Source organism: Paenibacillus aestuarii, assembly GCF_027789125.1.
GTDB lineage: Bacteria > Bacillota > Bacilli > Paenibacillales > NBRC-103111 > Paenibacillus_E > Paenibacillus_E aestuarii.
Window position 1 is genome coordinate 213,104 of sequence record NZ_JAQFVF010000023.1, and the last position, 22,422, is coordinate 235,525.

21 protein-coding genes are annotated in these 22,422 nt (G+C 50.5%); 5 read left to right on the forward strand and 16 right to left on the reverse strand.

Annotated elements, in window-relative coordinates; translation table 11 throughout:
- Positions 1–27: 27 nt before the first annotated feature.
- The 6 genes from cyoA to O9139_RS09650 all read right to left on the reverse strand — a co-directional run bounded on the left by cyoA (position 28) and on the right by O9139_RS09650 (position 4,358).
- Positions 28–1,020, reverse strand: coding sequence for a ubiquinol oxidase subunit II (gene cyoA, locus O9139_RS09625; RefSeq protein WP_377527049.1), 993 nt, complete (start codon positions 1,018–1,020; stop codon positions 28–30).
- Between the two features lie 269 nt (positions 1,021–1,289).
- Positions 1,290–1,535: a hypothetical protein gene (locus O9139_RS09630; protein ID WP_270879247.1), complete on the reverse strand. Its 246-nt coding sequence runs from the start codon at positions 1,533–1,535 to the stop codon at positions 1,290–1,292.
- A 126-nt stretch (positions 1,536–1,661) separates the two neighbouring features.
- Positions 1,662–1,970, reverse strand: coding sequence for a DUF4870 domain-containing protein (locus O9139_RS09635; RefSeq protein ID WP_270879248.1), 309 nt, complete (start codon positions 1,968–1,970; stop codon positions 1,662–1,664).
- Positions 1,971–2,033: 63 nt separating this feature from the next.
- Complete coding sequence (locus O9139_RS09640; RefSeq protein ID WP_270879249.1) at positions 2,034–2,273, reverse strand: helix-turn-helix domain-containing protein; 240 nt, start codon at positions 2,271–2,273, stop codon at positions 2,034–2,036.
- A 6-nt stretch (positions 2,274–2,279) separates the two neighbouring features.
- A complete protein-coding gene (locus O9139_RS09645; RefSeq protein WP_270879250.1) occupies positions 2,280–3,275 on the reverse strand; it encodes an NAD-dependent epimerase/dehydratase family protein in 996 nt (331 codons plus the stop codon).
- A 426-nt stretch (positions 3,276–3,701) separates the two neighbouring features.
- Positions 3,702–4,358, reverse strand: coding sequence for a deoxynucleoside kinase (locus O9139_RS09650; RefSeq protein WP_270879251.1), 657 nt, complete (start codon positions 4,356–4,358; stop codon positions 3,702–3,704).
- A 360-nt stretch (positions 4,359–4,718) separates the two neighbouring features.
- Between O9139_RS09650 and O9139_RS09655 the strand changes: the two genes are divergently transcribed.
- The gene (locus O9139_RS09655; protein WP_270879252.1) at positions 4,719–4,952 is read left to right on the forward strand and encodes a hypothetical protein; all 234 of its coding nucleotides are present in this window, start codon (positions 4,719–4,721) and stop codon (positions 4,950–4,952) included.
- A 58-nt stretch (positions 4,953–5,010) separates the two neighbouring features.
- Here O9139_RS09655 and O9139_RS09660 read toward each other — a convergent pair whose 3' ends face one another.
- The gene (locus tag O9139_RS09660; RefSeq protein WP_270879253.1) at positions 5,011–7,248 is read right to left on the reverse strand and encodes a PAS domain S-box protein; all 2,238 of its coding nucleotides are present in this window, start codon (positions 7,246–7,248) and stop codon (positions 5,011–5,013) included.
- A 183-nt stretch (positions 7,249–7,431) separates the two neighbouring features.
- On the opposite strand from O9139_RS09660, the gene O9139_RS09665 reads away from it, so the two are divergent.
- Positions 7,432–8,361: a zinc dependent phospholipase C family protein gene (locus O9139_RS09665; RefSeq protein ID WP_270879254.1), complete on the forward strand. Its 930-nt coding sequence runs from the start codon at positions 7,432–7,434 to the stop codon at positions 8,359–8,361.
- Here O9139_RS09665 and O9139_RS09670 read toward each other — a convergent pair.
- From O9139_RS09670 to O9139_RS09685, 4 genes are all read right to left on the reverse strand, one after another.
- Complete coding sequence (locus O9139_RS09670) at positions 8,358–10,052, reverse strand: M3 family oligoendopeptidase (protein ID WP_270879255.1); 1,695 nt, start codon at positions 10,050–10,052, stop codon at positions 8,358–8,360. The two genes, O9139_RS09665 and O9139_RS09670, sit on opposite strands and share 4 nt — an antisense overlap.
- Positions 10,053–10,209: 157 nt before the next feature.
- Positions 10,210–10,887 (reverse strand): uracil-DNA glycosylase, encoded by a 678-nt coding sequence (locus O9139_RS09675; protein ID WP_377527055.1) that lies wholly within the window; start codon positions 10,885–10,887, stop codon positions 10,210–10,212.
- A 15-nt stretch (positions 10,888–10,902) separates the two neighbouring features.
- Entirely contained in the window at positions 10,903–13,170 is a 2,268-nt protein-coding gene (locus O9139_RS09680) for a type IA DNA topoisomerase (RefSeq protein WP_270879257.1), read from the reverse strand.
- 95 nt (positions 13,171–13,265) lie between these two features.
- On the reverse strand, positions 13,266–13,763 hold the full coding sequence (locus tag O9139_RS09685; RefSeq protein ID WP_270879461.1) for a metallophosphoesterase family protein: 498 nt from the start codon (positions 13,761–13,763) through the stop codon (positions 13,266–13,268).
- Positions 13,764–13,878: 115 nt separating this feature from the next.
- Between O9139_RS09685 and O9139_RS09690 the strand changes: the two genes are divergently transcribed.
- Together O9139_RS09690 and O9139_RS09695 are read left to right on the forward strand one after the other, a co-directional pair.
- On the forward strand, positions 13,879–15,180 hold the full coding sequence (locus O9139_RS09690) for an AAA family ATPase (protein WP_270879258.1): 1,302 nt from the start codon (positions 13,879–13,881) through the stop codon (positions 15,178–15,180).
- A 12-nt stretch (positions 15,181–15,192) separates the two neighbouring features.
- Positions 15,193–16,905 carry a vWA domain-containing protein gene (locus O9139_RS09695; protein ID WP_270879259.1) on the forward strand — a complete coding sequence of 571 codons (1,713 nt, stop codon included), beginning with the start codon at positions 15,193–15,195 and terminating at the stop codon, positions 16,903–16,905.
- Between the two features lie 54 nt (positions 16,906–16,959).
- Here the strand turns inward: O9139_RS09695 and O9139_RS09700 are convergent, their stop codons facing one another.
- The 4 genes from O9139_RS09700 to O9139_RS09715 form a co-directional block, all read right to left on the reverse strand.
- Positions 16,960–17,157 (reverse strand): hypothetical protein, encoded by a 198-nt coding sequence (locus O9139_RS09700; RefSeq protein ID WP_270879260.1) that lies wholly within the window; start codon positions 17,155–17,157, stop codon positions 16,960–16,962.
- 81 nt (positions 17,158–17,238) lie between these two features.
- Entirely contained in the window at positions 17,239–17,775 is a 537-nt protein-coding gene (locus tag O9139_RS09705) for an MOSC domain-containing protein (RefSeq protein ID WP_270879261.1), read from the reverse strand.
- A 232-nt stretch (positions 17,776–18,007) separates the two neighbouring features.
- Positions 18,008–18,382, reverse strand: coding sequence for a hypothetical protein (locus O9139_RS09710; RefSeq protein ID WP_270879262.1), 375 nt, complete (start codon positions 18,380–18,382; stop codon positions 18,008–18,010).
- Between the two features lie 275 nt (positions 18,383–18,657).
- The gene (locus O9139_RS09715) at positions 18,658–19,137 is read right to left on the reverse strand and encodes a glutathione peroxidase (RefSeq protein ID WP_270879263.1); all 480 of its coding nucleotides are present in this window, start codon (positions 19,135–19,137) and stop codon (positions 18,658–18,660) included.
- Positions 19,138–19,325: 188 nt separating this feature from the next.
- Between O9139_RS09715 and O9139_RS09720 the strand changes: the two genes are divergently transcribed.
- Positions 19,326–21,488, forward strand: coding sequence for a HelD family protein (locus O9139_RS09720; protein WP_270879264.1), 2,163 nt, complete (start codon positions 19,326–19,328; stop codon positions 21,486–21,488).
- Between the two features lie 73 nt (positions 21,489–21,561).
- Here the strand turns inward: O9139_RS09720 and O9139_RS09725 are convergent, their stop codons facing one another.
- Positions 21,562–22,404, reverse strand: coding sequence for a DegV family protein (locus O9139_RS09725; protein ID WP_270879265.1), 843 nt, complete (start codon positions 22,402–22,404; stop codon positions 21,562–21,564).
- Between the last annotated feature and the right edge of the window lie 18 nt (positions 22,405–22,422).

The window sequence follows — 22,422 nt, forward strand, 5'->3', positions numbered from 1 at the left end:
ATTACTTCCTTTCCTACAATACATCTATTAATGATTATTCATCGAACCATGATCCATTGGAGCTTTAGGATCCGGTTGCTGCGGCTTCTTGACCTCGTCCACAACGGATTCCTCTTTCATTTTATGCTGAGGCGAGTGCATTCCAGGTTGTGTGTGAATCATTTGGCCGTTCGCATACTTGGTTACTATGTGCTGGAACAAGCCATCTGGAATGGAGGAGAAATATTGAACGCCCGATTTGCCAGGCTTCGCTAAAGCATCATAACCGTCCATCGTAAGCGCAGTTGGCGCTTGCTTCGTTTTGGCAACCCATGCATCGAAATCTGCTTGCGAGGTCGCATTCACATCGAAGGTCATGTCAGCAAAATGCTCGCCGCTGAAATTCGCTCCAGTTCCGAAATAATGGCCGATTTCGTCGGCTTGCAAGTAAAGCGTCATGGCCATGCCGGACATCGAATAGATCTGACCGCCCAGCTGTGGAATCCAGAAGGAATTCATAGGCGCGTCGCTCGTCAATTCAAACTTGATAGGCGTACCTTCAGGAATTTGCAAGTAGTTCACAGTTGCAATGCCTTGTTCCGGATACATGAACAGCCATTTCCAGTCGAGGGACGTCACTTGGATGGTAACCGGCTTTTTCTCCGATTGAATCACCTTCGACGGTTCTAAGGCATACGTGTACCTCGCTGTTACAATTGCAAGAATTAAAATAATTACAATGGGGATTCCCCACCATATTGTTTCTAATGTGTTGCTATGCGACCAGTTAGGTTTATAAGTCGCTTTGTTGTCTTTGCTGTCGCGATAGCGCCAGACGATCCAGGCCGTTAAGGCAAGCACCGGGACCAAAATGACAGCACACAGAATCGTCGAGATGACAATCAAATCTCGTTGACCTGCTCCTATCGGACCCTTCGGATCCAGTACCATGGCCTGGTTACTGCATCCAGCTAATAACACAATCATAGCCAAAGCCAAGATCGGGAATGCAGCTTTTACGAACTTTCTCATTTTCATCATCCTAATCCTCCCTCAGACACACTCTCCGATAATAAGTATTCAGTTTTCTCTAACTCGCTTTCGCATACTCTTAAGATAGCAAATTCGAACCAAAAATAAACATGCCGCCCCAAGACTTAACAAATACGTCAAAGGATCGACGTCAAGCTGTAAAATAAATGTCACAGAACGTTAGTTGACTAAAATGAAAATTTATGAAAACGTAAAAAACCCTTTAAGTTCTTCACTTAAAGGGCTGCTCTTATGTGATTAATGGACGGCGGCAGACGTTAATCTTCCTGTTTAGAGCGGGAATCAACCAAGTGAATGGCTGTCCGAATCACATAAATGAACACACTACCGACCATAAAGCCGGCGCCGACCATTAAGGACGAGTTGCGGTCATTAAAGTGATTGATATTAAACAAGCATAACAGGATGCCGATTCCGAGTAATGTCCATGCTCCGATTGTCATCAGTTTCACTAATGGCGTAACGTCGCGTTGTGTGTCTTCTTTAGAAATAGTTTTGGCCATGTGAATTCACCTCAAAATTTCAAATGTAAGTGCTTTATATATGTATTATAACACACTTTTTCGATTTTGTTCATATTTTATTCACATGATGATCAAAAAATGGACAAATTTTATTTTTGGACGAAGTTATTTCAAAATTGTATATTTGCCAATCAGCGGCAATGGCTTCACTTGTCCCTGTGCAGCAGCCACGATGCCGAGAATCGCAAGCACACAGCAGCCTAGATTGGCTAGAGGCAGCAAGATCCAACCGATAATCGGAATGATGGACAGCACGACATTTGCAACCACGCAGGCCAAAAACAAAGTAAGTCCTTGATTGGCGTGATACATAGCATATTTTGAATCTTTAGCGGCAATCAGCGGTATAAAGAACAAGATGTAAGCAAGGATGGCCATTCCCTTATTGTTCTGAATATCGGAAGAATCATACATGGGCAGCACCTCTTCTTTTACGGATTATAATCCATTATATTCGGCGATACCCAAGTATGCTGACTAATTGTGAGGATTTCTCGTACAACTTTCAGGAACGTTCCATTCGTACAGCTCTTCGGCATGACAATGAAGCGCATCAGCAATGTGAACGGCACTCTTAAGTGACATGACCCGCTTGTTATCGATGAAATCTTGTAGCTTCTCCGGTTTATAGAGCAAAATGCGGGCGAGCTCCTCTTTATTGAAGCCTGATTCGGCCATTCGTTCTTCCAACAGGCAGCGGCCAAGCTCCGCTTTCATGGCGATTTACTCACCTCCATCGTGATTGCGCCAACGCTGAAGCAGCTCCTCCTCGCGCTTCGGATCCAGGCCTGCTTTGCGGACGGTGTCCAAAGGACGGCTATGATCCCAGGCCAAAGTATCTCGGGCCGTCTCCGTCAGCGGCCGGGTTGTCAGCCCTGCCGCTTTAGCTTTTGTATTATCGACATGCATCATACCGATTAAGCTATCATGGCGAATCCAAAGCGGCAGCTCCATCCACTCGCCAACCCCCTGCTCGATGAGGAACTGTTCATCAACCCACACCAACGCCGGCTTTACTTGACTGACGCGCGCACAGGTCTCAACAAGCTCTTCCATCGTGTAATCACTGCCACTCGTATGGATCGTGCCTGTTGTTTTGTTTTCGATCAACCGCACGATCCATGCGGCCAGATCCCTGACATCGATGAATTGCAAACTCCTCTCCCTCGGCAGCGGCACCAACACCTCTCCACCGCGCTGAATGCGGGCCGGCCAATAAGTAAATCGATCCGACGCATCGTGAGGGCCTACAATCAGCCCCGGTCGGATCACCAGCGTCCTCCCCTGCATCACTTCTTGAACGGCTTGCTCACAGAGCGCCTTAAGCGCGCCGTAATTGTGGCCGATCTCGTCCAAGCTGCTGCCTTCCGGAAGCTGGGCTACAGCCGCATGCTCATCGACATCGATTTGTGTTAGATCCTCGTATACCGAAATCGAAGATATGAAAGTATAATGATCGACCTTATCTTGGAGGAAGCGCGCCGAATCGCCCACAATGCGCGGCAAATAGCCGCTAGTGTCCACAACGGCATCCCAGCGTTTGCCTTGCAGCTTCGCAAGCTGCCCGTCGCGATCGCCGATAATGTGTTCCATTTCAGGAAAAATAGAAGCATCATGCTGTCCCCGATGGAATAGCGTCACTTCATGTCCTTGATCCCATGCAGCCTGAGCAATCGCTCTGCCAAGAAATTTGGTCCCGCCAAGAATGAGCAGTTTCATAAGCGAAATACCTCCACAACTATTTTTTATCGTAAAAATATTTTATTACGTAAATTAAGAATTGTAAATACAATTAAAAGCAACCTAGTCCAATTTAGCCGAGCTAGGTTGAGATGAATTCCGATGATGATGACAGTAGTCAGGATCTACGAACTTAAAGCGACCGTTTGAGCACGCGGACGGCAATTTCATGTCAGTAAGAGGGCAAGTTCTGACTAAAGCGGTTCTAGAAGGGCGCAGGCTGCAAGAAGTCGGCTAAATCGGACTAGAGCGCGTGAAGCAAGCCTTGTATCTGCTGAAAGTGGACATAACCGCGATACAGCACGTTCGCCATACGGTGGTAAAATTATAGCGGATAGTACCGGTGATGACGGAGCAAAAAAAGCTGTCCCCTCGTCACCCTTGACGAACGAACAGCCTTATCGCTTATGCAATCACAAGATCATTCAATTTTTCACGAACATCGCGTACCAATTCAGCCGCATCTTGCGGACGGTTTACAACATCCAAACGGTCCATGTCGACGATGAGCACTTCAGAGGCATGGTAATGATTCATGACCCACTCGTCGTAACCAGACCAAAGCAGGCGATAGTAATCAACTAAGGACTTGTCCTGCTCAAAGCTGCGGCCCCGCAAACCAATTCGGTACATGACGGTCTCGAAAGAAGCTTTCAAATAGACCATCAAATCCGGCGCCTTCTTCGGCAGTTCCGCAAGCTCAGCCATCATATTGTCAGCCAGACCTTCATATACATCGAATTCCAGTTGGCTAATTCGGCCTAATTCGCGGTTCACCTTAGCGAAATACCAATCCTCATAAATGCTGCGGTCTAGTACATTGCGATTATGTACCAACGCTTCTTTAATCGATTTAAAGCGTGTATTCAGGAAGTGCAATTGCAGCAGAAACGGATAACGCTTCCTCTCAATTTCTTCCGGAGATGATGTATAAAAAAGCGGTAAAATCGGATTGTCGTCCACACTTTCAAAAAATACATCCGAATTCAGTTCTTTCCCGAGCAATGTGGCGACTGACGTTTTACCCAGCCCGATCATTCCCCCAACCACAATCACAGCCATTGACCCCTTTCTCCTTCTGCCCATTCATATTAACCATATGTCAATCGTTGCAAAGCTTCCCTATTATACAAGGAAATATGCATCGTGGGAACCTTTTTTTCGAACTTTAATTTTCTCCCTCATTCTGCGTTATTCGCTTAATTTCAACAAGTAAATCATCGGACAGGACTTGCTCGACAGGTGAAAACTCCCTTGTCGAAAACTTGATCCGCAGTAAATAAAAAACCAAAACCTTGATTGCACGTCGACTGATTGGGAAACGCTATATAAAAAAATATCAATAAGGCGTGATGAACCCATTTCTCATGCTGTCTCTAGTAGTGTAATCAAACTACGTTCAATAATGACTGAGGTGCAAAGATGATCTACGGAACGAAATTACTTGAATCGGATATTGAGCTATTTACTGCTGCGTTGACGCAGGCACCTGTATTTGTCTGGTCCTTAGACCAAGTAGGCGTTTATTACCAAGCGGATACAGGGTATATCGTGAAATATACGGCAGATTATGTGCAAATTTACAGTAATCAAGGCGCAGATGGATCCAAATCTGTCATCTACTCCAGAGACACCAATGAATTCAGTCTCCGTTAATGACCAATAAACCGCCGAATCTGCTGATCAGCAGATCATTCGGCGGTTTATTCTTATTTCAGGCCAATGCCAAGTTCGATATCGTTGTTCTAACGTCAGGAGGATCGATCGGCAGCCGTATATCTATTGTCGTCCCTTCTCCGATCGCGCTGCGAATCTGCATCGTGCCTTTATGAGCCTCCACGATTTTGAAACACATCATGAGTCCGAGCCCCGTCCCTTTTTCCTTCGTTGTATAAAAAGGCTCACCAAGTTGCTTCAGCCTGTCCTCCGGAATTCCGCAGCCATTATCCTTAGTCCGAATACGAACATAACCGTCAGCTTCCACGGATACGGTCATATGGATCTGACCATCAGACGAGATGGCTTCAATCGCATTTTTCACAATATTAATGAAAAGTTGTTTCAAATGCATCTCGGAGCATACGATCTCCGGGACATCCGTCACAAATTCAAGTGTCAGGCTTGTGTTGTTCAGCACAGCTTGCGACTCGAGCAGCGCGACCACCGTTTGCAAGATGTCACCGAGACGGCCTTGCTTATAATGCAGCGCTTCAGGCTTAGCAATCACAAGGAACTCGCTGACAATGAAATTGATGCGGTCAAGCTCGGAAAGCATGATCTCAAAATAATGCTGCTTGCCCTTCAGGTCGCTCTGCAGCAGCTGAAGAAATCCGCGCAGCGAGGTGAGCGGGTTGCGGATTTCATGTGCAAGCCCGGCCGCCAGCTGACCGGCGACAGACAGCTTGTCCGATTTGCGCAGCAGCTCCTCGGTCCGTTTGCGCTCGGTAATATCGCGGTCAATTCCAGCGAAGCCGATAATGGCGCCACACTCGTTCTTGATCGGCGTCTTCGTCACGCTGACGTGGACGAGCTGCCCGTCCTTGCGCTGCCGCACCGTTTCCAGCCCGGAGATCTGCTTCCCCGCACGCAGCATCTCGTAGATTTCATTCCGCTGATCCTCCAGAAAATCCGGATAAATCGGAAGCGGCTGATTCTTCAACTCTTCCGGCGTCCAACCGAACACTTGCTCGTAAGCGGCATTCACCGAAATCACGCTAGCGTCCAAGTCCAGCACACAGATCGCATCGGTCGTATTATTAATGAACGATTCGAGCAGTTCCTTCGTCTCACGCAGCTCGGTTTCCATCCGTTTCCGCTCTGTTATATCGACACAAGAGCCGATGACCTCTACGACGACACCTTGCTCCCTAATTGGCCGCAGGGAAGTCAAATAGGTAATGTCCCGGTAGGTCGACTCATAGATAACATTCTCTTCCCCGTTCCAGGCACGGTGATAGTAATTCTCGATAACGGCCGCCAACGAAGAAGGCCAAATCTCGAACAATCCTTTACCGATAATGTGCTCAGGCTTAAAGCCTAACCGGTATAGCAGCTCCCCATCGCATAAGGTATGCAAGAATGTCCCGCCGGCTTGGCGAAATTTCATCGTCATGCCTTGCTGCCGCCGTACGGTGTCATGAAGATCTTGCTGCGCGATCCGCAGCTGTTCACGGTCCTTGATATGCTGCGTAATATCTCTGGCGATCATATACAGACCTTCCACGATTCCGTTTACGATAATCGGCACATTTTTCACGCCTAGTTCAATGGTTTCCCCATTCCGGTGCGTTGCTCGGAGCAGATAGTTGTCGACTTCCTGGAGGGAGACCTTCCCTGTCCCCAGATCATCCAGAAATCGGCTAACCGGATGCCCCGTCATCTCGATTTCCGAAAAGCCGAGAATCCGTTCCATGGCAGGATTCGCAGTGAGAATAATGCCATTCATATTGCAGGTCAGAATGCCCGCCGGATTATGTTCAATCAACGACTTGTAACGCTGCTCGCTTGCAGCCAGCTTTCGTTCCATATCGGTCCCGCGTGAAATATCTCTATAATAGGCAATAAAAAAAAGCGGTTCGCCTGCTTCATCCTTCGCCAGCGACATGCTGCAGTCCACCCAGACGTGCTTCCCGGATTTATGTACAAACCTCTGTTCCAATTGAAAAGAACTCAGCTTCCCCTTACGCAACTGCGACATCAATGAGAGCAGCTTCTGCGCTTCTTCCCGCATCGAAATTCCATGTACTTCGGTATATAAGAGCTCTTCAGAGGAATATCCTGTAAGTGCACTCAAATAGTTATTGATTCTTAACCATGCGCCGTCGACGGATATCAGCGCCATTCCGATCGCTGCATATTCGAATGCGGCATCAAAGGTCGTGTCTTTCCAAGCTGGCTGCTTCCGCAGCATAGGGGAAGCTTCACCCTTCTCATCCAGCGGCAAATTGTTCATGATTCACATCTCCCATCTTCAAAACCCGTTTGGAAGGTTCTATCACCGCATGTTGATTTCGACGACTTGTATTTAATTCCTGCTTTAGAAACGGCTGGATTCAAAATTGCGCTCGATATGCGCCCTCTTTGTCGAAGGATGTGCTAGAATAGATCGTATGTAATCTGATAAGGGGTGACTACTGTGCCCAATATTTGGACACATCTCATTTTCGGCCAAGAATTGTTGACTCATATGGGTCATACCAACGTAATGAATGACAAACAGCTCAAGCACGTGCTATCCCTCGGATGTCAAGGTCCGGATTTTTTGTTTTATCATAACTTTCTGCCATGGAAAAAGGACAAGAAGCTGAGTACGCTCGGAAGCAGCATGCATACGGACGCATGCGGCCCGTTCCTGCTTGATCTGGTTAGGCAAGTTCAAGGCAGGGGCTTGTATAATCCTGCTGTGCTTTACGTGCTGGGATTCCTGACACATCACATCCTGGATCGCAATATGCATCCTTATGTCTTCTATAAATCGGGATTTAAGAAGTGGAACCACCAGCGCTTCGAAGTTATTATGGATACGATCGTCCTCAAGCGCAAACGCGGATTGAGCACCTGGGAGACGCCGGTATGGAAAGAAATTTACGTCGGTGAAGCCTTCCCGCTTGGCATTGTACCTGCGCTTTCGCGCTCCGCCTCCAAGCATTATCCAGTGGCTGCGGACTTATCGGAGAACGATTGGAACGACGCGTACCGGGACATGATTCGCGCCCAGAAACTGTTCCATGACCCGTCTGGCATCAAACGCCTCTTGACTTTGGGACAAATCGCGCCCTTCGTCTATACCAAAAAGCCGGCTCCGCTCGATTACATGAACGAAGCCAAGGCCGTCTGGAATTGCCCCACATCGCTTGCCGAAACGTATACGTACAGCGTATGGGATTTATGGGATATTGCATTGGAAGACGGCCTCACGGTTCTGCATGCCGCTATCCGAGCGCTGCAGAGCGGTAAGGACGCCGATTTCGCCGCCTTCTCGCACGTGCTGGGGAATCGATCTTACGAAACCGGCAAACCTTGCGGAGAAGGCCATGAAATCGTACATGTTCAGCCGATCATCTAAAGCTGGGTATCATCCACTTGGTCAAGCCAGGCTTCGATATGGCCGATAATGGAAGCGACACAGCCATCTTGGAACGGCGAGATGAGATCCGCCACTTCAACCAACGATAAGAACGACTGGCTCCCGCCTTGCTTGCAAAGACGCAAATAGTCTTGCCAAGCCTGTTCGGGAGTTTCGTTTGCCCGCTTCCAGAATTGCAGAGCGCACACTTGCGCAAGCGTGTAGTCAATGTAATAGAACGGGCTTTTGAAAATATGCGGCTGCTGCTGCCAGAATCCACCTCTTTCCAAATATGCCTGATCTTCGTAGACGCGATGCGGCAAATATTTGCGTTCGATTTCACGCCAAACCAGCTTGCGCTCTGCCGGCGATAGGTTCGGCTGCTCGTAGACGCGGTGCTGGAATTCATCAACAGCTACGCCGTAAGGGATGAACATGAGCGAATCGCTCAAATGTTTGAACTTGTATTTGTCCGTCTCCTCCGCGAAGAACAGCTCCATCCACGGCCACGCCAGAAACTCCATGCTCATGGAATGGATCTCGCATGCTTCCAGCGTTGGGAACGTGTACTCAGGCACGGCATAATCGCGGCTGCAATAGCCTTGGAATGCATGGCCCACCTCATGTGTCAATACGTCGATATCACCGCTCGTTCCATTGAAATTGGAGAAAATGAACGGCGCCTTATACTTGCTAATAAACGAGCAGTAACCGCCGACGCGCTTCCCTTTCTTGGCGACAAGGTCCATTAAGCCGTTGTCAATCATAAAATTGAAAAATTCATTTGTTTCCGGCGAAAGCTCCGCATACATCCTGCGGGCCTGCTCGACAATCCAGTCCGGTCCGCCTTGAGGCTTCGGATTGCCGGTCGCGAATATATATTTATCATCATAGTAACGAAGCGATTCCACGCCGATCCTGGCCTTCTGACGATCCTTCAACTTCGTAGCTACCGGAACGATGTGCGTAAGCACTTGATCGCGGAACGCTTGCACTTGCCCGGCGTTATAGTCGGAACGATTAAGGCGTATGTAGGCTAACTCAACAAAGTTGGAAAAACCGAGCTTGCGGGCAATTGTCGTGCGAATGCGAACGAGCTGGTCGTATATATCATCCAACTCGGCCTCGTTTTCCTCAAAGAAGTTATACTTCATATCATTCGCAGCTTTCCGCACCGTTCTGTCCGTTGACAATTGAAATGGCGCCAATTGCGACAAATTTCGCTCTTCGCCCTCATACATCAGCTTCGCCGATGCGAGCAGCTTGGAGTATTCACTGGCCAGCTTATTCTCCTGAACCAAATCATCGACGATTTCTGGAGAGAACGTACGAAGGGAAAGCTCCGCGATCGTAAATAGCTGTTTGCCCCATTTCGCTTCCAGCTCGCTGCGATAAGGCGAATCGACCAAAGCTTGATAATACTCCGTAATCAAACCCTGATAAAGCGGCGCGTGCTCATCGATGAACTCTTGTTCCGCTTTGTAAAACGCGTCTGTCGTATCCATTGTGTGCCGGATCCGTGCAATCGCTTCCATGGATTCGTATTCGCCACGGAGATTGACGATGGCTTCCATCGCATGATCTTGCTCTGCGAACGAGCCCGATTGCGCGAAGCGGTCGAGCAAGGTATGAAACTCTTGGTCCAATGCAGCGAAATCAGGTCTGACATATTCAAATTGTTGGAATTTCATGCGCTTAGCCTCCTTGGGGCAACGGTCAATTTTTTTAACCATTGATCTACTTCTAATTTACACCATCTTTATAAAGCTGGGAATGAGTAATTTGGATGAACTGCGCAGCAAAAAGCCCGCTTCATGCAGGAACGCAGAAAGCAGGCTTAGCGAATGTTTAGAAGTCCTCAATATTCGGGATTTGCCAGTCTATCTCAGGGCTTCCCAATTCACGCAAATACTGATTAGCCTTGGAATAAGGCTTGCTCCCGAAAAAGCCGCGGTATGCAGATAACGGGCTCGGGTGCGGCGAGGCGATAATTTTATGTTTCACGGTATCGATCATTTTCGTCTTCGCTTGCGCATGACCGCCCCACAGGATAAACACGACAGGCTTCTCTCGCTCATTCAGCGTTTGAATGACTGCGTCCGTGAATGATTCCCAACCTTTGTTCTTATGAGAATTCGCTTCAGCCTCGCGTACGGTAAGCACGGTATTCAGCAGCAGCACCCCCTGCTCGGCCCATTTCGTCAGATACCCGTGATTCGGAACCGGACAGCCGAGATCCGCCTGCAGCTCTTTGTACATATTTTGCAGCGAAGGCGGAATGGCAATGCCGGGCTGTACAGAGAAGCTAAGACCATGCGCTTGACCTCTGCCGTGGTAAGGATCTTGACCCAGAATGACCACCTTGGTATCGGCCAAGGAAGTCGTGTGAAGGGCTTGGAACACAAGTTGTTTTTCCGGGAAAATAGTTCGGGAATGATACTCATCGTCAAGAAATTGACTTAACTTGATAAAATAAGGCTTTTGCATCTCCGGTTCCAGACAAGCCGACCAGTCGTTAGTAAACATAATCTGCACCTCTCTCTAATCGGTCTCGGTGCCCAGTTCGCCAGTCGCGGGATCTTTAAGCACAATGCGGCCGTCCACCGGCGTGCCGTCAGCAAGCACGAGCTTCAGCTTCGCCGTTTTGCCTTTTTGCACGAGTGCCTGGACCTGCGTGTCCGTTAAGCTGCGGCCGAAGCTTTCTTTCCAGATGACGAACTTGCAGCCCTCTTTATAATGCGAGCAGCCGTAGCCTTTGCGGCCCATGAACAACGACCCTCCGCAACCAGGCCGCGGACAAGTCGCCAGCACAGTCGGCGCTCCGTCAGGCTGCGTTTGTTTGGCCGACGCCGCTTTCTTCGGCGCAGCTGCGGCGCTTGTTTGGCGAGAGACGGTCCCTCCCGTTTTGGCAGCGCCTCGCTTGCCGCTGGAGGCCGCCGGCGTTTCTCCTTCAAAGGCCGTCTTGGCCGCTCTCGCCTGCACCCGAACCTTGTCGACGATCAGCGCTGCAAAACGTTTCACGTTATGCATGAACTGCTCGTCCGAAGCAGCACCCCTGGCGATTTCATTCAAACGGCGCTCCCATTGGCCGGTCATTTCCGGCGAAGTGAGCAGCTCGACGCCTGCCCCGCGGATCAATTCGACGGCTGTGCGGCCTTTTTGCGTCAGGGCAATTTTCTTCCCCTGCATATCGATGTATCCCACCTTCTTCAAGCGCTCGATAGTAGCGGCGCGCGTTGCCGGTGTGCCAAGACCGGAATCTTTCATTGCATCGCGCAATTCTTCATCCTCGATCTGCTTGCCCGCGCTTTCCATCGCTTTGAGCAGGGTGCCTTCCGTGAAATGCTTTGGCGGCTGCGTATCTTTCTCCTTCACAATCGCATCGCTGCACTGGACACCTGCTGCCGGATCGACGGAAAAAGGTTCCGCCACCTCAACCTCCTCTTCCTCCTCATCGGCCTCTTTATCTTTATCTTTGCCTTTGGACGATTTGGGCTTGTCTTTCTTCTGGTCGGCGTAAATCACCTTCCAGCCAAGCTGCAGCAGCTCTTTGACGGTCGTTTTGAATTGCTCCTGTTCGACCTCCGTCAAGACGGTATGCATTTTATATTCGGCAGGCGGATAAAATTGCGATAAAAACCGCCGCACAATCATATCGTAAAGCTTCTGCTCGTCCGGACTCAGGCCGCTTGCCTTCCGGTTCGTCGGCAAAATGGCGTGGTGATCCTCCACCTTCGCCGGGTTGCAGATTGCCTTATTATTTTTGTGGACGAGATTGCGGTTCGCCCCCTGCACCAGCTCCTGATAAGCAGTTCCTTGCAAAGCGGACAGCGCTTTGTGCATCTCGGGTATGTTTTGCTCCGTCACATAGTTGGAGTTCGTTCTCGGATACGAGATCACCTTATGTTTCTCGTAGAGCGCCTGCGCGGTGTCCAGCGTCTTTTTCGCCGAAAACCCAAGTTTTCCGTTAGCTTCCCGCTGAAGCAAAGTCAAGTCGTACAGCTTGTACGGGTACTCTTTCGTATCTTTGACTTCATATGAAGCTATCCGCGCGGGTTTGCCTTTCACTTTAGCAGCCAGCGCCTCGACCTTTTCTTTGTCCGTCATACGATCGCCCTGCCACATCCCTTTATAGGTCGTGTCCCCCTGGACGAAGTGGCCTTCAAGCTCAAAAAACTTCAAAGACGAAAAAGCCTCAATCTGCTTCTGACGATCGTAAATGAGCGCCAACACCGGCGTCTGCACCCGGCCTACGGACAACAGCACATTGTGCTTGGTCGTAAACGCGCGCGAGCCGTTCATGCCGATCAGCCAATCCGCTTCACTGCGTGATCTGGCCGCCCGGGTCAGGTTCTCATACTCTGAGCCGTCCTTCATCGAAGCAAAACCTTGACGGATCGTCTCAGAAGTGAGGTCTGAGATCCATAAACGCTTGACTGGCTGCCGCAGCCCCAAATGCCGCTGAATCAAGGAGAAGATGTGCTGCCCTTCCCGCCCGGCATCGCAAGCATTCACAAGTTTGTCGCACTTTTTGGCCAGTTCGGCGATAACCTTCAACTGATCATAAGTCCGCGGGTTTGGTACGAGTTTGAATGTTTGAGGAATAATCGGCAAATGATCGATGCTCCACTTTTTATATTTCTCATCGTACTGATCAGGTTCAGCCAATTCAATCAAATGACCGATCGCCCATGTAATAATGAAGGAATCGCCTTCCAAATAAGATCGTTTGTTTACTGCTTTGGGTTCGATAGCGGACGCAATATTGCGGCCCATATCGGGTTTTTCTGCAATGACTAAAGTTTTCACTACCATACCTCTTGTCGAAATTTGCTGTCTTCATTACTCTTCAACTTACATGTATTCGTACCTCAAATGCGGAATTCCTCTTTGACAAATAAAAGCTAGAGCTTACTGTCATAATAAAAATGCTCCGCACGGATCGCACTGCCTAACTCCAGAATACCGTAGGAATACCTTGGCTGCCTTCTTTTATCCGTTGGTGAACCGGGATTAAACATCAGGATGCCGTCTATATTTTGCAGGTACGGAATGTGCGAGTGCCCGAAGATGACCACATCCGGCTGTTCGGCCTGGAACGCCTCCCGTGCCCGCTCCTCCGTCGTTTTGCGATAACCGTCGCCGTGAATCATCCCGATGCGATAGCCTTCCAGCGTCAGCAGCTTGCTCATGCCGAACCGTTCACGAATCAGCGGTCCGTCATTATTTCCCGTCACACCTTCACAAGGTGCGATTTGTTCCACCAGATCAATGACGAGCGGGCTCACCCAATCGCCTGCATGTAAAATGAGATCGACGCCTTTCAAACCTTGAATCAGGGCGTCAGGCAGCTTTTGCACCCGATCCGATAAATGTGTATCCGCAATGACTCCAATTCGCATCATCTTCCGCGCTCCTTCAACTTGTCCATGAGAATCATTGTAACATATTCGATGTTTGCTCTGCAGTTTGGTACAATAAGAGTTATGATTTGATGAAGGAGTGAGGATCAGCTCTATGAAAGAACCGATCGTCGTGCAGAACAAACTGAGAGAAGCAATGGGACATCTCGAAAAGCGCTTCATGGAACGTGAAGAACTCGTTCGCGTCCTGTTATTAGCCTTGATGAGCGGCGAAAATGTCCTGCTGGTCGGCCCTCCCGGCTCAGCTAAGTCACAGCTAGCCCGGGCCACGGCGCAGTTGTTCGGCAATGAGCCTTTCTTCGATTACCTGTTAACCCGCTTCACAACGCCGGACGAGCTGTTCGGGCCCGTCTCCCTGCAGAAACTGAAGCAGGATGAGTACGTCCGCCTCACGCAAGGTTATTTGCCGGATGCGCGCTTTGCGTTTTTGGATGAAATTTTCAAGGCCAACAGCGCTATCTTGAACTCCTTGTTATCTGTACTGAATGAACGCGTTTTCTTTAACGGACGCGCCAAGCAGCAGACTCCGCTGCTCTTCCTGATGGCTGCCTCCAACGAGCTGCCGGAGGACAATGAGCAATTGGCTGCTCTCTATGACCGTTTCCTGTTCCGCTACGAAGTGGAGTACGTGAAGCAAATTTCCAGTTTCGAACTGATGTTCGGGGCGCCCACAACACCGGTTCCGGCTTTGCTTTCCACCGATCTGGTGAAACAGATCAAGGCTCAAGCACTGGACGTTACTTTACCAGAGCCGCTCATTTATATGCTTTTTCAATTGAAGACGGCCTTGGAGGAAAAAGAATACATACTCTCCGACCGCCGCTGGAATAAAATCGGTCATGCCTGGAAAGTGTCGGCAGCCATTCACGGACGCAGCACAGCGGGCGTCTGGGACACAGTGCTAACGCCGCATATGCTCTGGGACTATCCGGAGGATCTCGTCGAACTGAAGGAAATTTTCAGCGGACTGTTCCAAGAGATGCTCAAAAAAGAAATGGAACAAGAGCTGCCGCTGCAATCGTACCAACTTACTGTGCGCAAATGGTTGGACAAAGAAGATGAGTTGCATGCTTTTCAATTTAAAAAAGAAGTCGGCGGCGCGCTAAGCAAAGAAGCTTCCGAGCGGCTAAAACTCGCGCTGGAAGATTGCCGTGTAGAATTGGAAGAAACGGCCAGAAGTTTACGTGGCAGGCTCGTCAATTGGCAGGAAAAGGAAAAGAAACTGCCGGAATGGATCGCCTCGCAATCTGTGTTCCTGCAATATCCTGAGCAATACGCGGTGAAGTTCACCCATCTGCGCATTCAAGGCGAGCGCATTTTACAATCCGTTCAAGGGCTGTATCGCACATTGTTTGATCGGGAAATTCCAGGTATTGTGTACGACTATACACTTTAAGAGGTAATGTGAATGATCATACGCTGTACTCGGGTAGACCGTTATGTATTTGACGGCTATGTGCATTCTTCCCGCGTCGCGCAGGAATGGATGCGTGAGGCGGTCCGGCAGTCGCCGTGGTTTACGCTAGAGCTGTTTGCCGATTTCTTCATGTGCTTCTATTTGACGAAGCCGGAGATCGATGGCACGGTGGAAGAATCCCCTTTTCACCGCTGGCTCGTCCTGACTCTTCGCAAGCAATATTTCTATGTGACGATCCATCCCCGCACCATCGGGCAAGTAAACGCTGCTTTCAAAACCGCGTTGAAAGCGCTCATGTGGCTGACCGAATCGTACGAGAAAGAAGTGAAGCGAAGACAGAAAGAGCAGCAGCAGCTTGTTCATGTCGGCACGCAAGAGAAACAGAAGCAAAGCGGGCAGGACGAAGCCAAAGTCAGCGAGCGCTTGACGGACAAGCAGATCGAGAAGCTTCGGCTTGTCGGCTACACACTGCAGCAGGGCAAGCGCACTGTGGAAGACAAGCAAGAAGCGCTCGATTCGCGCCCGCTCGTCGCAGCGGAGATTCTCGCACTCAAACGCCGCATCCTCGAACTGCAAGAGGAAATGCGCACGGAGTTTATGAAGCGCGATAAGCTGAAGGCGAAGCTGCGCAAGGCTGAGGAGGAGCTCGAGCGCCGCGAGCGCCAGATGAGCCGCATGACGGCGCGCGATACGGCGGCGATGAAGGAGATTGAGGACGAGCTGGGCGATTGGCTCGGCCGCGCTTTAAAGGAAACGCTGTCCCTCGAAGAAGCGGACAGCTTTCAGGTGCATGAGCTCGTGCAAGCCAGCCAGCGGCTCGCGAACCGCCGCTGGGGCAGCGAGCTGGGCAAGCTGAGACGGCAGACGTTCGAACACTACATGCAGTGGATCGACAAGCTGAAGCGCAGCAAAGATTTGATTGCCTTCCTGCAGGAGGTTGGGCGCAATCTGCATCACCTGCGTGTACAGCGCAAGAAGCTGCGCTCGCCCTACATCCCTGAAGCGTACGATGACCTGCGCCAGTCAGGCGACATCGCGCACCTGCTGCCGAGTGAAGCCGCGCTGCTGGCGGATGAGGATTTTGAGCCCTATTTTCTCGTCAAGTGGATGGAAAATAAGCTAATGACGTACAACTACACCGGCCTGTTGGATGAGCCGCAAAAAGGTCCGGTCATCTGCATGCTGGACACGTCCCATTCGATGCGCGGCAGCAAGCTGAGGCTGGCACAGCTCTTCACTGCCACCTTCGCCTCTTTCACGCTGCTGGAACGCCGCGACTTTGTTCTGCTGCTGTTCGGCGCGAAGGGCGAGCTTGTTGAGCATGTGCTGTACCATAAGCGGCCCGACTGGGATCGCTTCTATGGCCTCGCACAGCTCGCTTTTGGCGGCGGCACGAATTTCGACGCGCCGCTGGCCCGCGGCATGGACATTGTCGAGCATCAGCCGCATTTTAAGGATGCCGACTTCGTCATGGTGACGGACGGTGTCGGGCAGCTCTCCGCAGGCATGCTGCAGAAGCTGAGCCAGCTCGGTCACAAAAAGCAGCTGCGCCTCCACTCTCTGATTATCGGCTCCGCCCGCCAACATTTGGCCCAAAAATACGAAATTGTCGGCGTCTCCCATCAGATCCGGTTTGCAACCGCATGGGATATGCAGGATGTGGTGAAGGACGAGCTTCTGCTCGATGTTTTCGCCAAACATTAAAAAAGTCCCTATTCCTCTGCTGTCCGGCAGGAGAATAGGGACTCTTTCCCATTTTCATATCATTTCTTTTATGGTCTGTAAAGATACCCCGGTCTGATGATACACGTCCATGATGCTAGCTCTTGGGTGCAGGCGAACAAACTCTTTCACTTTCCTTGTTTCCTGAAGGTGAAGTTCGGCACATGGTTTGCAGCGCTTATCAAAGTTCACCAAGATCACTCGTCCGCACTGCTCGCAATTGGCAATCGACATGTTGCTCCACCTTTCTTAGCTATGTAATGAAGATACTACAATCATTCGGACGTGTCTGTGACTTTTGGAGGGTATCGGCAATTAAATTTGAATTTCGATCTCGTCCCCTGGTTTCAGCTCGCCGGGACGTTCGACATAGGCCACAATACCTCGGCTCTGTAAGGCGGCCTTGACAAAGCGATGCGTCAGTTCTTTAATGCCGTAATGATTGGCAATCTGTTTGCCGGGTCCTGTACAAGGCTCATTCTCTCCCTCGCACACAACGCCAGCACCGCTTGGAAGCAGCATTCGTATGCCCATGGGAAGCTTGGCCAGGCCAGGTATCCCGCTAACCACAATATTAGCGCCTAACCACTCAGGCCTAATCTCTTCCACGCCAAGCCGATCCGCGATACCTTGCAATTCTTCCACGGATACGATGCTCAGTTGGCGGCGGTTCATAATCTCCGTCCCCCGCGGATACATCGGCTGTCTAACATCAGCCTTGGCGAAGATACCGAAATGGCGGTCGCCTTCAATCCCGCCGAAGTGCAAATCCACTTTATCCAGTTCTCTCGTTACAAAGGTAGATGGATCATCCGCAATGAGTACAGCTTCAACTCTAGCTATTAAAGTCATTTCACACCTGCTTTCCTGACATATTATACCACTCTAGGCACTAATTCTGCCATATGTGCCGAAGTTTTGCGGTTTTTGTTGGATCATCCAGCATAGGCAAAGGCTTGAGCACCTGCCGGGAACGCAGCTGCATGGTGACCCTGCCAGCACGCACCAAGACGCGGGCACCTGCCACGCAGGCGCACTGAAGCCCCTCTCTAGCGCGGCTGCTCAGCTCCCCCCACCCCCGCATCTATGTAAAATTCAACGGAGGAAAAGTGCGCTCGATCCGATAAATCGCCAGATCCATCGGCACGCGGGCCTCCCATTGCTCGTATGTATCACAAATTTTCACGCATTCATCATGCAGCTCTGCCTCACCAATCCAGATGACGAATCGCGGTCCTTGCTCCGTGTCCGTAATTGATCCCGCATCCTCGCCCAGCTCTGCCTCTTCCATCCATCTAGCGCTGACGCTAACCGATTGCAGCTCCAAAGTGAGGCGAACCGCCTCCTCGACCGCCCTTGGAGCAAGCGGAATAATCATCGCCTGACAAGCATAAAGCCCCGAACGCTCCTCCATCGCCTTCTCGACCCAACTCTCCGTTCTCCCATTCGCTTCCTGCATCCTGCCCATCCTTTCCGCTCCGTGAGCGCGAGATTAAATAAAAAACGCGCCGGACCTCTTGGTCCCGCGCGATTTGCTATCCCGCAGGGAGGCCAACGCGAAATGCGTTAGCCCACCCTGGAAAATGACAGGTGTGTGCTAACGCTTCACAAAATAATGAAATTGTACGAATCTGCGATGACTAGACATAGGATTCGACTCCTTCAAAATCGTTAATTAATCTGATTATAGCGATTGTACAGCAATGATGCAATCTTTTTGTACAACTAGGGCGTCTATGCCAAAAGTGCTTCAATATCCGGCGCAATCTCCGCAGGCTCCGTTCGCGCGCTGTATTGTTTCACAATGTTGCCTTCCGCGTCAACAAGCCATTTGACAAAATTCCATTCAATTTCCCCGGTACGGTAAGGCTCCGGCGTGTGAGTAACGAGATATGTAAACAAAGGATGCGCATTTTCACCCTTGACATCTACTTTTGCGAATAATGGGAATGTTACATTGTAGTTCAACTCGCAAAAGCTTTGGATCTCTTCGTTACTGCCCGGCTCTTGGCCAGCGAATTGATTGCAAGGGAATCCCAGTACGACCAGCCCCTGGTCCTGGTACTTCTCATACAAACTTTGCAGACCTTTGTAGTGCGGGGTCAAGCCGCAGGCGCTTGCCGTATTCACAATAAGCAGCACCTTTCCCGCATAATCCCCCAGGGAACGTGTTACCCCTTTGATGGTTTGAACTTCGATATCATACAAAGACATGGCTGCATCTCCTTTGCTTTTTAACCATAGTTTCCATACATCATAATTATAGCATTATTTGCCTGCGACCCAAAATAGGAACGATCGTCATCACAGAACTTCCTTATTGCCGCCAGATGTGGTATGCTGTTTACCTATTTCTTTTCCAGAAGATGCTAACATTCTAAACTCTTAGGAGGTAACTGATCTTGGACACAGAGACTCAAAGTGCCTATCAAGAAGAACTTCAGCGGCTTGAGCAAACAAGCAATGAAATTGACAAACAACTTAAGCGCCTGCAGGCAACACCTGTATACTATGGTCCTGACCTGACTGAGCAAGCACTCGAAGTCGTGCGGGAGCAAGCCCGGGACAATTTAGGCAAAGCGGTTGAGGAGCCTTATTTTGGACGGCTTGATTTTCAAGAAACAGGACATTCCGCAGTCGCTCCACTTTACATTGGCAAAGCCGGCGTCGAAGACGAACGCACGGGTCAGCTGCTCGTCATCGATTGGCGCGCGCCTGTCGCCAGCTTGTTCTATTCCTTCACCGGCGGACTGGATCCCGCTTCTTATGAATCACCGGACGGCATGATCGAAGGTCTCGTCTATATGAAGCGCAACCTGGTGATTCGCAAGCAAATTTTGCAGCGGGTCGTTGACACGTATAACCGGGAAGAAGACTCTCTGGCCGTCGGCGACGAATTCCTGCTTTATCGATTAGGCGAAAATAAAGACAATAAACTGCGCGATATCGTATCAACGATTCAAGCTGAACAAGATCGCATTATTCGTGCCGCCAAAAACACGGCGCTCATCATTCAAGGGGTAGCGGGCAGCGGTAAAACAACGGTCGCTCTGCACCGCCTTGCTTTCCTGCTCTATCAATATCGTGAACAAATCCGTGCCGAACGCATGGTTATTTTTGCTCCGAACTCCATGTTCCTCGACTACATTTCCGGCGTGCTGCCGGAGCTTGGCGTCGGGAATATTCAGCAGAGCACGTTCACGGACTGGGTCCTCGATGTGCTTGAGAACGAAGTGAAGCTGGCCGATCCTTCCCTCACCCTGCAGACCTGGTTTGCTGTCGGGCCGAAGCGCCCCGTCATCGATGAAACAGCGCCAGGACGCTTCAAGGGCTCGATCACTTTTAAGCAATATTTGGATGACTGCCTGAAACTCTTTGAAGAATCGTACGTGCCGACGGCCGATTTCCTCCCTTGGGAAGGGGCGAAGCTGCCGCTCGCAATGATTCGCGAATGGTTCTTCGTGGAAAATAAGCATTATCCGATGGCCAAAAGACGGGAGCGCGTTATTGCCCGCATCAAACGGTGGATGGAGATGCAGCTCGACAAGATTTGGGAGCAGACGCGAAAAAAAGAGCTGAAAAAGAAAGCCGCTCAGCGCCTGCGCACATACTTGACAGGCTGGCCAGAGTATACGTCGTTCACGTTCTATAAAATGCTTTTCAGCGAGCAAGGGCGCCCTGCCAGTTTGCCGCCTGAACTGCTTGCCCGAATCCCGGAGGGGATCCAGGCGGCTTCCGCAAAACTTTTCAAGAAAAAAGAAGTGCAGCTGGAAGACCTCGCTCCCCTCCTGTACATTCATACGCGGCTGAACGGCATAGCTTCCGATCAGATGTTCGACCATGTCGTCATTGACGAAGCCCAGGACTTCTCGCCTTTCCAGGTGGCTGTGCTGGACAGTTACACGCGCAACCGCTCTTTCACGATCCTCGGGGACTTGTCCCAAGGGATCCATGCTTACCAAGGCATTCTCGATTGGAAGGAATTTTCCAGTTTGTTCCGCGAAGAGGAAACCGGCTATTTCGAGCTGGAGCGCAGCTACCGGTCCACGATGGAAATTATCCAATTCGCGAACCAAGTACTGCAGCGCGGTGTGGAGCATCCGCTGCTGGCGGTGCCGGTTTTCCGCAGCGGCAACAAAGTGCGCGTGCTGCAGACGGACGCCAAGGGTCGTCTGCCCTTGGTGCAACAAGCGATTGCCACGCTTCAGCAGGGCAATGTCAGCACGATCGCGATCGTCGCGCGCACCGAGAAATTGGCCGAGGAGCTTCACGGCCAGCTAACGGCGGCAGGCATCGACGCGAATCTGATTACCGCGAAGCAGCGCGTCTATCGCGGGGGCATCTCCGTCCTTCCCGTCTACTTGACGAAAGGACTGGAATTTGACGCTGTCGTGCTGATGGATATCACGGCACAACATTATGAGGCGACACTCATCGACGCCAAACTGCTCTATGTGGGCTGCACCCGCGCCCTGCATGAGCTTTGGCTGGTCGCCGCAGGTGAGCTGTCACCGCTCATCAATACCGATGACGCCGACATCGTGACAACGGAATCTCCGCAGTAGTAACAAGCAGCTAAACGTAAAAAAGGACCTCCAAATCCACTTGATTGTGAAAATGGAGGTCCTATCCGCTGTTCTAATAGGCTACCAGCACGCCGCCTTCGCCAGCGTACGTCCCGATGACTGTTCCCATATTCGCGAAGAGCACCTGACGGAAAGGATGCTTCTCTTGAAGCTGCTGCATGACCGCTCGCGCCCGCTCTTCACAATTGCTATGGGCAATCGCAATGATACCGTCTTCATAATCATGCGCGGCTTCCCCGATTTTTTCGATCATTCGTTTCAGCGCCTGCTGGGTGCCGCGGATTTTCTCAATGACCTCAATCGTGCCTTCATCGCTGGCTTTCATTAGCAGCTTAATGTTAAGCACGGACGCCACGGCACCGCGTACGCGATCCAGTCTGCCGCCTTTGATAACGTTTTCCAACGTGTCCAAAAAGAAAAACGTTCCCGAAGCATCAATCGCCCGGTGCATCGCTTCCACGATCTGCGCGAAGGATTGGCCCTTCTCGGCCATCTTCGCCGCTTTAAATACAAGCAGGCCTAACCCTAAAGAAGCCGTTCTCGAATCCACAACCTCGATGTTGCCTGTAAAGCCTTCTTCCAAAAACATTTCCTTCGCCATCATCGCATGGTGATACGTGCTGCTAATTCCAGATGAGAGACAAAGCACAAGAATATCTTGACCTGCATGCGCCCGCTGATATTCAGCCAAAAAATGAATCGGAGACGGACTCGATGTCTTCGGCAGCTCGCTCTCTCTTTTCATTTTGGCATAAAAATCGCACATTTCCATGTTGGGGGGCATACATTCTTCGCCAAATTGCACGGATAAAGGTACGATCGATATGCCCAGCTCCTCTACCAGCTTCTGGGGCAGATCGCAGCTGCCATCTGTGATAATCTTGATTGTCGTCATGCTCATCTTCACTCGTTT

What these genes read in the sequence shown, in the direction of transcription:
- O9139_RS09690 (WP_270879258.1), top strand. Translation starts at nt 13,879, where the DNA reads ATGAAAGAACCGATCGTCGTGCAGAACAAACTGAGAGAAGCAATGGGA.
- O9139_RS09655 (WP_270879252.1), top strand. Translation starts at nt 4,719, where the DNA reads ATGATCTACGGAACGAAATTACTTGAATCGGATATTGAGCTATTTACT.
- O9139_RS09705 (WP_270879261.1), bottom strand. Translation starts at nt 17,775, where the DNA reads ATGACTTTAATAGCTAGAGTTGAAGCTGTACTCATTGCGGATGATCCA.
- O9139_RS09670 (WP_270879255.1), bottom strand. Translation starts at nt 10,052, where the DNA reads ATGAAATTCCAACAATTTGAATATGTCAGACCTGATTTCGCTGCATTG.
- O9139_RS09630 (WP_270879247.1), bottom strand. Translation starts at nt 1,535, where the DNA reads ATGGCCAAAACTATTTCTAAAGAAGACACACAACGCGACGTTACGCCA.
- cyoA (WP_377527049.1), bottom strand. Translation starts at nt 1,020, where the DNA reads ATGATGAAAATGAGAAAGTTCGTAAAAGCTGCATTCCCGATCTTGGCT.
- O9139_RS09710 (WP_270879262.1), bottom strand. Translation starts at nt 18,382, where the DNA reads ATGCAGGAAGCGAATGGGAGAACGGAGAGTTGGGTCGAGAAGGCGATG.
- O9139_RS09645 (WP_270879250.1), bottom strand. Translation starts at nt 3,275, where the DNA reads ATGAAACTGCTCATTCTTGGCGGGACCAAATTTCTTGGCAGAGCGATT.
- O9139_RS09695 (WP_270879259.1), top strand. Translation starts at nt 15,193, where the DNA reads ATGATCATACGCTGTACTCGGGTAGACCGTTATGTATTTGACGGCTAT.
- O9139_RS09685 (WP_270879461.1), bottom strand. Translation starts at nt 13,763, where the DNA reads ATGCGAATTGGAGTCATTGCGGATACACATTTATCGGATCGGGTGCAA.
- O9139_RS09715 (WP_270879263.1), bottom strand. Translation starts at nt 19,137, where the DNA reads ATGTCTTTGTATGATATCGAAGTTCAAACCATCAAAGGGGTAACACGT.
- O9139_RS09635 (WP_270879248.1), bottom strand. Translation starts at nt 1,970, where the DNA reads ATGTATGATTCTTCCGATATTCAGAACAATAAGGGAATGGCCATCCTT.
- O9139_RS09725 (WP_270879265.1), bottom strand. Translation starts at nt 22,404, where the DNA reads ATGACGACAATCAAGATTATCACAGATGGCAGCTGCGATCTGCCCCAG.
- O9139_RS09700 (WP_270879260.1), bottom strand. Translation starts at nt 17,157, where the DNA reads ATGTCGATTGCCAATTGCGAGCAGTGCGGACGAGTGATCTTGGTGAAC.
- O9139_RS09650 (WP_270879251.1), bottom strand. Translation starts at nt 4,358, where the DNA reads ATGGCTGTGATTGTGGTTGGGGGAATGATCGGGCTGGGTAAAACGTCA.
- O9139_RS09640 (WP_270879249.1), bottom strand. Translation starts at nt 2,273, where the DNA reads ATGAAAGCGGAGCTTGGCCGCTGCCTGTTGGAAGAACGAATGGCCGAA.
- O9139_RS09675 (WP_377527055.1), bottom strand. Translation starts at nt 10,887, where the DNA reads ATGTTTACTAACGACTGGTCGGCTTGTCTGGAACCGGAGATGCAAAAG.
- O9139_RS09660 (WP_270879253.1), bottom strand. Translation starts at nt 7,248, where the DNA reads ATGAACAATTTGCCGCTGGATGAGAAGGGTGAAGCTTCCCCTATGCTG.